This is a genomic window from Methanococcoides vulcani (assembly GCF_900111645.1).
In the GTDB taxonomy this organism is placed as follows: domain Archaea; phylum Halobacteriota; class Methanosarcinia; order Methanosarcinales; family Methanosarcinaceae; genus Methanococcoides; species Methanococcoides vulcani.
The window spans coordinates 17,993-30,014 of the sequence record NZ_FOHQ01000001.1; the positions used below are offsets into that span (position 1 = coordinate 17,993).

Below are 12,022 nucleotides of genomic sequence, written 5' to 3' on the forward strand. Positions count from 1 at the left end.
CCAAAAAAAGAATGGTTAGCACTTTTTGCGCAGGGCAACAAGTGCTATTGCCAGCAGGGTGGCCGGGAGGGTGAATGCGGGGGTCTGGTTGGTGTCGGTTTCCGGGGGTTCTGCTGGTGTGATTTCTGGGGCGTCGTAGTATTCGGTGGAGATGTAGGGGAGGACTGCTGTGAATGTACTACTCACAATTGGTTCTGGACTACTTGGATCTAATATTTCATAATGCAGGTCTATAGGCATTGTCCCATCTGCCCACTTTTCAGTAGGTGCAATTTTCCACTCATAAATTTGAGTTGAATTTTCTTGCAGTGTAATTAAGCCGGTATATTCTCCCATTTTGTTAGTGGGTCCCTCTAAAATAACAAAATCATCATCTCCAAGTTCTGTTAATACTACATTAACAAAACTGGTTTGGAAAACAGTCAATTCTATACGTAATGTAAATGGTTCTCCAATTTTTAAAATAGGTTTAGGGACTTCAGAATTTGGATATAATTCACCATTATAATAAACGTCTATATTTCCGTAAGTGCTTTCGGCTACTGCTACCAAGGGACTTAGTAACAAAACAAGATTCACTGCTATAAATAGTCTGATAGCTTTCATAATTTTTCATCCAATTCATTAATTAAAATATCATAACCCGTTGAAGTTTCAGTTCTACCATTAACTTTGTCACCAACGCCTCTTGGACTAGGACCAACTATAGTGGCAGCATATCCTTTAAAGTTGAATATAATAGGAGTATTTCGACCTAATTGAATAAAGTGACCCAAATGGTTAGTTTTGTAGGGGTGGTATATGCTTTCTTCCTTTCTCACATACACCTGCCCCTCATGCCCGATATAAGTGTTCAGAATAACCTCATTGTCGTTATCGGTTACCCTGAAATACTCATACTTGCCGATCACATCGTAGGTCCAGACATTGACGGTGAACATCCAGTGCGGGGGAAGCACAGGCAATCCCATGGGGACGTGTTTCATGGTCTTCTCCAGGCGCTTGTTGACCTTGTCCGCGACATCCTCGCTTAGCTGGGTGGTGGCGTCGTCTGTCAGTTTCTGGAGTTCGTTGCTGACGGCTTCAAAGGAGGCGTCGATCATTGCGCTGTTGTCTATTATCACAACGCTGATGCCTTCAGCGATCCCCACCCGGATATCGGTGTCCAGGCGGTTCAGGACCGCATCCATCTCATCGCCGGTGAGGGTGGGATTGTCCTTTATGACCGTTGCTCTCAGTTTTTCAGAGATCCCGGCGGGAAGGGTTCCGTCGGCAGATTGGTTGATGATCTCCCGGTTTGACAGGCTGTTGAGATGGCTCCGGGTGATGGTGATCACTTCGGTCTCTGTGATCCAGAGGGATACTACAGGGTCGGCTTTCACTTCCTCTGCGATCATTTCCGGGATGTCATCTCTCATCCGGCTGCTGTAGGTGCTTGTCAGGCCGTTTACCTGCTGGTCCAGCATTGTGGTATCAAGGGGTATGGCCTGCTCGCTCAGGTTCTGCTCGAGTGACTTGACCTCTGTACTGAGGTCTTCAATGCTCCTGCTGACCATCTGTGACGTGGCTTCCTTTACAGGGCTGCTGGTCTCGTCCAGGAGGCCGGCGATGTCATCTGCAATGCCGGTGGAGAATACGCAGGTGTTCTTCACGCCGAGGGGATAGATGGTCTTGCCACTTAGTTCATCTACCCAAGTGTATTTTCCATTAAGGTCGAACTCCGGATCATGGTAAAGGTAATCCGGGTACTGGTCCACCACCAGCGTCATGCCTTCGGTCCAGTTGTACTTGCTCTCCGGCATGCCTGTGATGGTCATGGTATCGATGATCCCCATCTCGGTACCGAGTGCAGTGCCGGCCATGCTCACGGCAGGGTTGTTGAAAAGTGAGAGTGAGCCGGAGGTCACGCTGTCCAGTGCTCCGGTGTCAAGACCCGGGATGTCAACATTCGCTTCAGTGAGCTTATCCAGCAGGTAATCATTAAGATCGCTGTTCAGCTTCCGGTTCTGTGATTCGATCTCATCCATGAGCTTCAGGTAAGCCTCATTTTTTGCAATATAGCGTGCTGCATCGCTGCTGGTGTACATCTCGCCGCCTGTCAGGTACTGTTGCCTGTTCACGTAATTCTCGGTATCATCCCTTAGGTCGGCTGTCAGCTCCTTTGCAGCCTCATACCTGAGAAGTGTCGGGTCTGCACCGGGATTTTCCATCAGGGACACGTTCACTGCCGGGTCCGCTGCTTCGATGGAGCCGACCATTTCCAGCAGTTCATCTGCCATCATTTTGTGGAGCCAGTCGGGGATGTCGCACTGCACCTTCTGCTCTTGGAGGTAGTAGTCGTTGGGGAACAGCATGTAGCGGGTCTCGACATCATGGATATCGATGTACTGTTCTTTATACTTATCAGCAGCATCACTGCATGCAGGGTCCTGGCGCTCGGTACCGTCGATCTCTATGGAGGTCATGCGGTACCCCCGGGTCACCGGGTCGGTGTAGGTCTCAATACCTTCGTAGGTTCCTGTGGGCGGACGTTTGTGGTACAGGATGCTCAGTTTCTCGGTCTCTGTCTCGAGATGTGAGGTCGAGCGGGTGTCCGTGGTCGTGATATATTCTGTCTTTGATCCTGTGCTGCTTGATGAATAATGGCTGTATTCCGGTATCTTTGCACCGAATTGATTGGTATGGTATCCGGTGATCTCCTTCCACTTGTAGTTGTAGGAATATCTGTAGTATACTTTCCATTTCGAACTGACGCGGTAGTCGATGTTGTATGTCACATTCCAGTCGAATACATGGTCTTCACGTTCCAGGTATCCGTCAGTACGCACCATGCTGGTGACATTGTCGTTCTCTTTGTGGCGGAAAACCGGTGTTATTGTAACCTCGGTCTCTACCGATTCAAGGGACACGGTGGCACCTGTAAGTTTCCAGCTTGTGAGCCTTCCACGGGGCGGATCGATCTTCGGAGATAGTGTCCGGTCATATGATCGGCTCCATGTTTCATTCCATGGATACGACGGCTCGATGGCTCCGGTATGTTTTCCCTCGATATCATACGAGGCTTTCCAGGACACCGTGTGCCAGTCGTAGGATGATGATTCAAACTTCCCGCTGATATCAGTGAAAAGCGGGATTGTATCATTGAAACCGTCCCTTATGACCTGTGCCTGCACCCCGGCAGAATATACCTCCCGGGCAACATCGTGCACAAGGTCCTGTTCCTCGGTCCAGACGTGGTCATTGAACACCCAGCCGTCCACCAGGCTCGGGATGTAATCCGATGCTGCCACCCGGATCGTCGACTGTTCATCCACCTGCTCGAAGCTTGTGCCGGTCTCTGTCATCGACTCACTGATACCTTCCTCGATGTCCACGCTGAACGAACCGTTATTTGCCAGCTTGTCGTAGGTGGATGTCAGGTTGGCAGAGCCGTTAATGTCATACTGCTCGGCTGTCCCGTGCACATCCTCGTAGAACACCTTGCCATTGTAATATGTAGTGTACATCAGTGCCCAGGGGTCTACCGAATCAAATATGCGCTTCTGGGAATAGGCTGTCCCGGCATTGACAGCAGATGCCAGTGCGGGATTGGTGATGATGTTCAGCGGCCCGTTGGCATAGTGCTGCCACGGTCCGTAGGTGAACGAGCGGATGTTCATGGCACCGAGGACGATGTTCGATGTCTCGGCACTGTTCAGTGAGCGCTCATATTCCGTAGTAAGCTCTTCAAGCAATGGTTCCCTAGAGGTCACAAGTGTGGAGATGTCCATGCTGCGGTTGAAGGACTCGCCGGTCCCAAGGTCAACAAGCGTATAGTTCAGGTCCCTGATGGAGAATGTATAATAGATGGAATAAGTCCTGTTATCGTCGTTTATCTGCCTTTCAAGTGTCCCGTTGATCTCCTCGATGAGTATCTGGTGCGGCTGGATGTCCGGCACTACGTTGATGGCATATTTGTCATAGACATACTGATCATACTGGTAGTTCCCTGTGATCAGTTCGTTGAAATGCTTCGCAGAGATCTCCTTCACAGGGTTCATGGCAACGCTGAACCAGTCGGTGGCCTTCACAGTACCTCCGCAGTCAAGCTCGATTGTTCCGTAGCCGGGGTCGATCTCCAGTGGCAGCAGGAAATTCTCCTCAAAGGACACGGTCTTCCAGATACTGACAGCTTCACCGTAGTCCACGGAATCAATGGTCTGGCCGTTGCTGTCCTTTATCCTCAGTATGATGGCCTGGTCTTTCCAGAGCGAGGATATGCTGTACCACACATCCGATGGCAGGTCAACCCTGACATACAATGTATTCCCTGCCTCAAGGTCATGGGTGCGGGCGTTGACCATAAAATCATCTTCCGAGGTCGTACCTCCGGACGAGTTCACAGGCTGGATTATCGGGTGCTCACCTTTCCATTTCAGTGCTTCCATCCCTGCATAATTGAGACATCGTGAGAGGTCCGCAGAAGCAAACCCGATGGCTACCTTTTCAGGATCCGTCTTTTCGGTGGTGTAGATGGTCTGTGCGATATCGTAATCCGTCTGCAGGAAGTATGCTGACGTGAGCACAGCTCCGAGTATGACAAAGATACCGATGACCGAGAAAGGAATGTACGCATCGGTATTACGGGCAAGTAAGTTCACTTTTTTCAGTGGTTTCCAACACTTGTATGCGGTTCGCTTCGTTTTTCTGTCCTGTGCAATTCGTTGGTGTCGCACAGCTTCGTTTTTCATGGCTCCACCTGCCATCTGTCCTCATTTTATCTTAAGGGGACAGGTCAATCTGGCAAGTCTTCCGGTTAATGGTTTATATAAATATTTAATAACAGCAACCCTATTATTTTAGAAGTTAAAAATTACAAAAAGAAGCAGGATCGGAGTTCATTCAATGTCCCTCTCTTTCCTGATCGCAGTGGATGAAATGCCGTTGTCCCGATAATCTTCCAGAGGTACGACCTCACAAAGGTCACAGACCTCCGGTTCGATCTCCGGTTCCACACCCTTTCTCCTGAACACCAGGAAACGGATGTTCTTTTCCCTGAAATGCTCAAAAAGGGCCTTCATATCTTCCTCGCTGCGGTAGTATCTGGCCTTGAAAAGACGGTTGGCGGTATCTGCTCCCACAATGAACGTAGCGTTCTCGAAAAGGTTTGCCTTCTGCAGGAACAGCGGTGCAGCGGTGAGATACACATTACCCATGAACTCACGGTCGCTGTACACCTTAAGGGACTCAAGTCGCTGCCGGAGGGAGATAAAATCGATGGGTGGTTTATCCACGTTCGTAAGCGAGATCTCAAAATGAACAGGTTTCCCATATCTCCTGGAAGCCTGCTCTGCCATTGCGATATGGTTCCTGTGGCATGGGTTGAACGAACCCGAAAAAATGATCTCCGGCCTGTCTTTGATCTTCCTGTTCCCGATATCAATTTCCACAAGATCGGAGGTATGTTCCAGGTCTTTCATTATCCTGTCAGGCTGGGCAAGTATCCTGGCAACATCTTCCCCTACGGTCGCTTCTTCAGATTCGACAGTCTCTTCTTCGCCTAATAGGTCCTCAATGAGTGAATGACCCTCTTCCCGGCCGCACTCCCTCGCAAGTATCTCAATGAGCATGCATGAGGCGATCCTTTCCTCTTCTTCCCGGGAGCGTCCCTGCCGGAGCCGGAGGCTGCTCACCGATGTTTTGTAGTACGATTGTATGGCAACATGGATCTCATGTTCGCGCCCTTCCCTTTCGTCCACTCCCTTTGCAAGTTTGCAGGTCATGGAAACTCCCATCACATCGGTCCTGTCGATACTGTTGTTTTCCTGCAAGAGCTCCAGGGCACGTCGATAGGCTGCCATTGCCATTGACCTTGCAGTTCCCTGCGAGGCGTACTTTTGCGGGGTCTTTCCTATGAACCGGTCAAGTGAGACTGAACTGTATGGGACTATTGCTTCAAGAAGTGTTGACGACCCGCTTCCGTGCCTGAGAAGTTCTCCGATAGCTTCGCTGCCTCCGCCTGTTATCGCAAGAACGATCTTGCATGGATGCTGGTTTATTTTCAATATGATCTCACTTGTCATAAATTGCCATTTCATATATTTTTATATAAATATAATGTTTCTTGTTTCCAATGACGATATAATTTCCTTTTTCTCATTCTCTTTTAGGTTCTGTAATCATATTTCGAATGCTTATATTTCTTTGAACTCTCATATCTTATTAGGATACCCAAAAGTTTTATCTGTTCTCACCATATTGTACATCATACATAATATTAGGATGTACATAATTTGTGAGGAACTACAATCTGGCTGAAAAAACATTGAACCCAATTTTGAGTGTCAAACTTAGGATGTAAGCGAGGCCACCCGCCAGCAAGCCTGCGCCATCTACCAGCAACATAAATACCTGATAGATCCCGACGCTGTGCATGGTTCTGAATGGGATATACGAGTTGCCCGTGCCATCATGGGTTTCGCGGGTGTTTCTCCTGTGTCTTTTGAGATAAAGGATGGGAGAGCTGAACATGTCCATGGCATTCTCCTTGACATTACCGAACAAAAGGACAGTAGATCGCACGGAGCAAGGCACTGGAAACACAGAAAGCACTACTTGCGAGGCAGACCGCACTGGAGACCATTATCAACAACAGTCCTGCCATCGCGTTCTGCTGGAAGGCGGAAGAAAAATGGCCCACTGAGTTCGTGTCAGAGAACATCACACAGCTTGGCTATACAGTCGAGGACTTTACCTCTGGGCGCGTCCTGTACGCTGACCTTGTGCATCCCGATGACCTGCCGGATGTTGAGACCGAGCTCGAAGAGACCGGTAAGGAGGGGGCAGGGATTTTGTCAAAGAGTACAGGATACTGACAGGATCAGGGGATGTACGGCGGGTCGAAGAAAAGACCTTTATCCAGCGCGAGGAAGGCGTGATCACCCATTACCAGAGCATCATTGTTGATATTACAGAACACAAACAAGGTATGAACTAAAAAACGTTTGAACATTGATGGGCGAAATGGCAAGGCCATCCCGTTCATTCGCTGTTCTTCTTTATCCCATGCACGGGACAGCTATCCTGTGTTGCAGGGGTGCATTCAACGTATTCCCCGGTATTATAGAAATACCTGAAATGCTCTAACCACAGCGGCAATCCCTCTTTCTTATTGATGAACTCAACGAACTTCGTGAACACGTCCAGGGTCTCGTGGGTGAGACCGTGCTCTATCCTGCATGCATCCTCATCGGCTGTTTTAGCATCCACTCCCAGTATCTGGAGGAATTCCTGCAGGACATCGTATTTTTCCTCGGTTGCCCTGGCGATCTCCTCTCCTTTTGGGGTCAGGGTGACGGCACCGTATTTTTCGTAATTGATGTAACCTTCCCTGTTCAGTTTCTTGAACATCCCTGTGACACTGGAGGGGTTCAGTCCCATGATCTCAGAAATATCCTTCACCCTTGCATACCCTTTCTTCTTTATAATTGAATCCAGCATTTTCAAATAATCTTCAGTTCTTTCTGTTGCCATACCTGATCATCCTGTTTTGGTTTGCCAAAATATATTTGGAACTTGGTGGCGGTCATATATAAACATAGCGTTGGTCTGCGGCTGGAATACAAAAATACAGATCTGCACATATCTCTGCCAGATGTTTAGGTTCCACGAAACTTTTATATATGACCATTCCTTTTTGGTATACAAACATTGTATTGTATTAACAAAAAATGGAGTTTGATCTAAATGTCCGAAACTACGCTTAACCTGCTCGAACCGGGCAGCAAAGCAAAAGTAATACAGATAACTGGCAGAGGCTCTGCCAGAAGAAGGATCCTTGACATGGGAATGGTGCCGGGAGCCGAGATCGAGGTGATAGGGAAAGCCCCTATGGGTGATCCTCTGGAGTTCCTTGTCAAAGGCTACAACCTGTCCCTGAGAAAAGCAGAAGCTGAACTTATCGTGGTCCAGCCCCTGGGAGCGTGACCTGCCATGCCCCATGTTCTACCTCTGACCATGATGCCCGAAGGAAAAGAGGGAACAGTTGTTTCTATCAACGCGGGCCAGGGCCTGAAACGACGTCTGGTCGAGATGGGGTTTTGCGAGGACAGTCTTGTCACGGTCCACAGGTCTGAGCGGGGTGCCCTGGTTGTCGTTGTGAACGGCACCAAATACGCCCTGGGCAAAGGTATGGCTACAAAGATAATGGTATCAGATTGTTAAATGAAGTTGGAAATCAGGATTGGATATATATGGAAAAGAAAAAAATAACCATCGCCCTGGCAGGTAATCCCAATGTTGGAAAGACCACCTTGTTCAATGCCATCACAGGTGCAAGACAGCATGTGGGGAACTGGCCAGGGGTGACGGTGGAGAAAAAGACCGGAAAGAGGACGTACAAGGATACGGAGATAGAGGTCGTGGACCTTCCGGGGACGTACAGTCTCACGGCATACTCCATTGACGAGGTCGTGGCACGGGACTATGTGGTGGAAGAGAAACCGGATGTGGTGGTACAGATCGTGGATGCCACGAACCTTGAGAGGAACCTGTATCTCACCACACAGTTGATGGAACTTGGTTCCAGGGTGGTCATAGCCCTCAATATGTGGGACCTTGCAGAGTCCAGGGGAGATAAAATAGACACCAGAAAAATGGAAGATTTCCTGGAGATCCCTGTTGTAAAGACAGTTGCTAACAGGGCAGAAGGGATCGACGCTTTACTGGAAGAGGTCGTCAGGGAAGCCGACAAGGGTGAACACCACGAACACGAGGTAAGCTACGGTGATGATATCGAGAAAAAGATCATCGAGCTGGAAGAAATTGTTGGTAAAGACAGCGCACTGTCAGGCAAGTATCCGGTGCGATGGTTGAGTGTGAAGCTGCTGGACGGCGATGAGAACATCCTGGAAAAGATTGAGGGAAGTTCAGTGGGTACCCAAGTCAACAGTGTGCTCAGCACGATCGAAAAGGAAGATTATGAAGCAGCCATGGCAGAGAAACGATACGAGGCCATCAATACGGTGCTTCCACAGGTCTGCGTCAAGTGTGTCAAAGAGGTGACATTCTCGGATATGATCGACAGGGCGGTCACCAACAAGTATCTTGGAATACCTATATTCTTAGCCATGATGTGGGCAGCGTTCGAGGTGACGTTCACGGTCGCAACCCCGCTCATGGAATTCGTTGATATGTTCTTTGGCTGGCTGGCTGGAGTGGTTGCAGATAGCATCACAAATCCCGTGCTTGGCTCCCTGCTGGGCGATGGTATCGTCGGCGGTGTGGGCGCTGTTATGATATTCCTCCCCAATATCCTGTTACTGTTCCTCATGATATCGTTGCTGGAAGATTCTGGATATATGGCACGAGCCGCGTTCGTCATGGATAAGCTCATGTACAAGATCGGTCTGAATGGACGATCGTTCATTCCACTGTTGATGGGGTTCGGCTGTAATGTGCCTGCGATCATGGCCACCCGGACCATCGAGGACGAAAGGGACAGACTGGTGACAATTCTTGTGAACCCATTCATTTCCTGCGGTGCACGATTGCCGGTATATCTCATGCTGGCAGGAGCGTTCTTTGGAAGACAGGCAGGCTCAGTGATCTTTGGTATATACATATTAGGTATCATCGTTGCCATACTCTCTGCAAAATTGATACGTGGCACAGTGGTAAAAGGCAAACCGTCTCCCTTTATCATGGAACTGCCCCCATACCGGCTTCCCACAGCCAAGGCAAGTGCGATACACATGTGGGAAAAAGGTTCCATATACCTGAAAAAGGCAGGTACTATCATCCTGGTTGGTGTTGTCTTTGTGTGGTTGCTGTCAGCCATCCCGGCTCCGGGAGTGGATGCAGCGTTCGCGTCCGAGGAGATCCTCGGTACAGAAGATTCCATGATAGGTGTGCTAGGGCACGTAATGGAGCCCCTTGTCTCACCTCTCGGGTTTGACTGGAAAGTAGCAGTAGCCCTGGTCTTTGGATTCATTGCCAAGGAGATCGTGATAGGTTCCATGGGAGTGCTGTACGGAACAGGGGAGGACGAAGACGCCCTTGCTGAAATCTTAACAGCAGGAGCTATGAGCCCGCTGACAGCCCTTGGACTGATGGTATTCACACTCCTGTACGTGCCATGCATTGCATGTGTTGGTGTGGTAAAGAAGGAAACCGGTAGCTGGAAATGGACGCTCTTTATGATGGTCTATGGAACAACACTGGCATGGATAGCTGCATTCCTCATCTACCGCATAGGTACAGCCATAGGATGGGGAGTATGAACTTGAATTGAGGTGATATTGATGGCAAATACAAATAAAATGATCTTTGCAATGGTGGCAGGAATACTCTATGTAGTATTCGGTATCCTGAAGATGCTGGAAGGATTCGGGATCGAGACAGGTCTGGCTGAATTGTTGCTGATCCCTGGAGATTTCTTCGGTGGTTTCTGCTTTGTCGTGATCGGGGCTGTGTTCCTGTACGCGGTCAAAGAACTAACCGCAGGGGTCCACATGGGCGTGTCCTACATCTATGTTGGCATCCTGATGTCACTGGTGTTCATGGCAGTCTATCTCCTGGTCATGGGGTCAGATATCCTTATGTTCTACGTGGTAAAGAGCGAGGACTATGAAGGATGGCGCATTATTGACAGCATGAGGCCTGGCATCTACCTCGGGATCCTGTCCCTTATCGGGTACTTCTTCTGGAAGGACAGGTTCACCACAGAGATGACAAAGGCTTGAGATGATGAAATGAGAATCGGCTATCGATACATGCTAAAGGAGGTCGCAACGACTCTGTCTCAGGACAACATAACCTTCGGGGAACTTTCCCGAAGGCTTAACCTAGGCACAAAAGAGTTGAAGGACCTTCTTGAGTCCATGGAACATGAAGGCGACATCGAGAGCACATGCATGAGCTCGCCTCCTGCCACAACAAGTTGCGCAGGTTGTGGCATGGGGCACGCCTGTTCCGGATCGAATCTTGGCATCGGAAAAACATATCGTCTTACCGAGAAAGGAAGAAAGGTATGTTGTGAATAATACCATTTAGAAAATAATGAACAAAAGGGGGAGTAGTTCATGATAATCGGATACAAAACCATCTCAAGGGGGATACTGGACCTTGTATCACAGGGGAACACGACCTTTGACGAGATAATCGGCAAACTGGGAATAACACGTAATGAACTGGAATTTATACTGGAGTTAATGGAACACAGAGGTTATATCAACAAATCGGGTTGTGATTCCCAAAACAGCTCTTGCTGCCCAATGGTTTGCTCACCATTGGACAGTTATTCGATCTATTCGCGCGGGGTTACGTACATCCTTACAGAGAAGGGATTTGGGGCTTGTCATAACATAACGAAATACCATGTGCAAAGAGGGATCCAGGGTATCGGCCATGCTGTCACGGAAAGCTGAAGATTATCTGGAAGCTATTCTTAATATCGCAGATGATAAAGGATACGCAAGAGTAAAGGATGTAGCCGATTCATTGGATATCAGGTCTCCAAGTGTTACTGAAATGGTACAGAAACTTGACAACTTGGGTTATGTAATTTACAGGAGATATAAAGGTGTGACACTGACTGAAAGGGGCGGGAGGTCGCACTGATTATAAAGGACCGCCACGATGCTTTGAAAGCTTTTCTGGAGATCATAAGTGTACCCAGAGAGATCGCCGATAAGGATGCATGCACAATGGAACATGAACTAAATGATATTACGACAAAACAGATCAAGAACTTTGTTAAATTCGTTGAGACTGCAACAGACTCACCTCTGTGGCTTGAACGTTTTGAAATGTTCTGCTTAACAAGAAATTAATAGATCTCAGTATCAACTGGATCGATCTGAGCCTGTAAAACAGAATACACCAAAAAGGAATAAAACGGTTTCCGCAGATATCTCAATAAAATCAATATTCTTTTTGCTATTGTTTTTCGATATTGTCATTCTACATCCATTTTTATATCAAATTGTTTGTTCAGCAATTTTTTAGTTTTCAAAGGAGATATAACTGTCAAAATCGAGTTCTA

At 48.3% G+C, this 12,022-nt stretch carries 13 protein-coding genes; 9 read left to right on the forward strand and 4 right to left on the reverse strand.

From position 1 onward, the window contains the following. Window positions 1-15 precede the first annotated feature (15 nt). From BMX02_RS00105 to BMX02_RS00115, 3 genes are all read right to left on the reverse strand, one after another. The gene (locus BMX02_RS00105) at window positions 16-606 is read right to left on the reverse strand and encodes a sarcinarray family MAST domain-containing protein (RefSeq protein ID WP_091687960.1); all 591 of its coding nucleotides are present in this window, start codon (window positions 604-606) and stop codon (window positions 16-18) included. Further along, window positions 603-4,730, reverse strand: a complete 4,128-nt coding sequence (locus BMX02_RS00110) for a DUF7286 family protein (protein ID WP_244625069.1) — start codon at window positions 4,728-4,730, stop codon at window positions 603-605. The genes BMX02_RS00105 and BMX02_RS00110 overlap by 4 nt, the downstream gene beginning before the upstream one ends. 147 nt (window positions 4,731-4,877) lie before the next feature. Next, the gene (locus BMX02_RS00115) at window positions 4,878-6,062 is read right to left on the reverse strand and encodes a nucleotidyl transferase family protein (RefSeq protein ID WP_167879292.1); all 1,185 of its coding nucleotides are present in this window, start codon (window positions 6,060-6,062) and stop codon (window positions 4,878-4,880) included. Between the two features lie 624 nt (window positions 6,063-6,686). Here BMX02_RS00115 and BMX02_RS12035 point away from each other — a divergent pair. Next, entirely contained in the window at window positions 6,687-6,854 is a 168-nt protein-coding gene (locus BMX02_RS12035; RefSeq protein WP_244625071.1) for a PAS domain-containing protein, read from the forward strand. A gap of 166 nt (window positions 6,855-7,020) precedes the next feature. On the opposite strand, the gene BMX02_RS00125 is transcribed toward BMX02_RS12035, so the two are convergent. Beyond that, window positions 7,021-7,512, reverse strand: a complete 492-nt coding sequence (locus BMX02_RS00125) for a metal-dependent transcriptional regulator (RefSeq protein ID WP_091687967.1) — start codon at window positions 7,510-7,512, stop codon at window positions 7,021-7,023. A gap of 213 nt (window positions 7,513-7,725) precedes the next feature. Here BMX02_RS00125 and BMX02_RS00130 point away from each other — a divergent pair, with 213 nt between their 5' ends. Genes BMX02_RS00130 through BMX02_RS12045 form a run of 8 tightly spaced genes read left to right on the forward strand, consistent with a single transcriptional unit; the run spans window position 7,726 to window position 11,810 of the window. Then, window positions 7,726-7,965: a FeoA family protein gene (locus BMX02_RS00130; protein WP_091687969.1), complete on the forward strand. Its 240-nt coding sequence runs from the start codon at window positions 7,726-7,728 to the stop codon at window positions 7,963-7,965. 6 nt (window positions 7,966-7,971) lie between these two features. Continuing rightward, window positions 7,972-8,202 carry a FeoA family protein gene (locus BMX02_RS00135; RefSeq protein WP_091687971.1) on the forward strand — a complete coding sequence of 77 codons (231 nt, stop codon included), beginning with the start codon at window positions 7,972-7,974 and terminating at the stop codon, window positions 8,200-8,202. A gap of 29 nt (window positions 8,203-8,231) precedes the next feature. Further along, window positions 8,232-10,259, forward strand: a complete 2,028-nt coding sequence (feoB, locus tag BMX02_RS00140) for a ferrous iron transport protein B (RefSeq protein ID WP_091687973.1) — start codon at window positions 8,232-8,234, stop codon at window positions 10,257-10,259. A gap of 21 nt (window positions 10,260-10,280) precedes the next feature. Further along, window positions 10,281-10,721, forward strand: a complete 441-nt coding sequence (locus tag BMX02_RS00145; RefSeq protein ID WP_091687975.1) for a hypothetical protein — start codon at window positions 10,281-10,283, stop codon at window positions 10,719-10,721. 9 nt (window positions 10,722-10,730) lie between these two features. Continuing rightward, window positions 10,731-11,021: a FeoC-like transcriptional regulator gene (locus BMX02_RS00150; RefSeq protein ID WP_091687977.1), complete on the forward strand. Its 291-nt coding sequence runs from the start codon at window positions 10,731-10,733 to the stop codon at window positions 11,019-11,021. Between the two features lie 39 nt (window positions 11,022-11,060). Continuing rightward, window positions 11,061-11,405 carry a hypothetical protein gene (locus BMX02_RS00155; protein WP_091687979.1) on the forward strand — a complete coding sequence of 115 codons (345 nt, stop codon included), beginning with the start codon at window positions 11,061-11,063 and terminating at the stop codon, window positions 11,403-11,405. After that, the gene (locus BMX02_RS12040) at window positions 11,386-11,598 is read left to right on the forward strand and encodes a metal-dependent transcriptional regulator (RefSeq protein ID WP_244625073.1); all 213 of its coding nucleotides are present in this window, start codon (window positions 11,386-11,388) and stop codon (window positions 11,596-11,598) included. The genes BMX02_RS00155 and BMX02_RS12040 overlap by 20 nt, the downstream gene beginning before the upstream one ends. Before the next feature lie 23 nt (window positions 11,599-11,621). Then, window positions 11,622-11,810 carry an iron dependent repressor, metal binding and dimerization domain protein gene (locus BMX02_RS12045; protein WP_244625075.1) on the forward strand — a complete coding sequence of 63 codons (189 nt, stop codon included), beginning with the start codon at window positions 11,622-11,624 and terminating at the stop codon, window positions 11,808-11,810. Window positions 11,811-12,022: the final 212 nt, after the last annotated feature.

Bases quoted from the DNA above. Each gene is read 5' to 3' on its own strand.
- BMX02_RS00105 (WP_091687960.1), bottom strand. From the start codon at position 606: ATGAAAGCTATCAGACTATTTATAGCAGTGAATCTTGTTTTGTTACTA.
- BMX02_RS00110 (WP_244625069.1), bottom strand. From the start codon at position 4,730: ATGAAAAACGAAGCTGTGCGACACCAACGAATTGCACAGGACAGAAAA.
- BMX02_RS00115 (WP_167879292.1), bottom strand. From the start codon at position 6,062: ATGACAAGTGAGATCATATTGAAAATAAACCAGCATCCATGCAAGATC.
- BMX02_RS00125 (WP_091687967.1), bottom strand. From the start codon at position 7,512: ATGGCAACAGAAAGAACTGAAGATTATTTGAAAATGCTGGATTCAATT.
- BMX02_RS00130 (WP_091687969.1), top strand. From the start codon at position 7,726: ATGTCCGAAACTACGCTTAACCTGCTCGAACCGGGCAGCAAAGCAAAA.
- BMX02_RS00135 (WP_091687971.1), top strand. From the start codon at position 7,972: ATGCCCCATGTTCTACCTCTGACCATGATGCCCGAAGGAAAAGAGGGA.
- feoB (WP_091687973.1), top strand. From the start codon at position 8,232: ATGGAAAAGAAAAAAATAACCATCGCCCTGGCAGGTAATCCCAATGTT.
- BMX02_RS00145 (WP_091687975.1), top strand. From the start codon at position 10,281: ATGGCAAATACAAATAAAATGATCTTTGCAATGGTGGCAGGAATACTC.
- BMX02_RS00150 (WP_091687977.1), top strand. From the start codon at position 10,731: ATGAGAATCGGCTATCGATACATGCTAAAGGAGGTCGCAACGACTCTG.
- BMX02_RS00155 (WP_091687979.1), top strand. From the start codon at position 11,061: ATGATAATCGGATACAAAACCATCTCAAGGGGGATACTGGACCTTGTA.
- BMX02_RS12040 (WP_244625073.1), top strand. From the start codon at position 11,386: ATGCTGTCACGGAAAGCTGAAGATTATCTGGAAGCTATTCTTAATATC.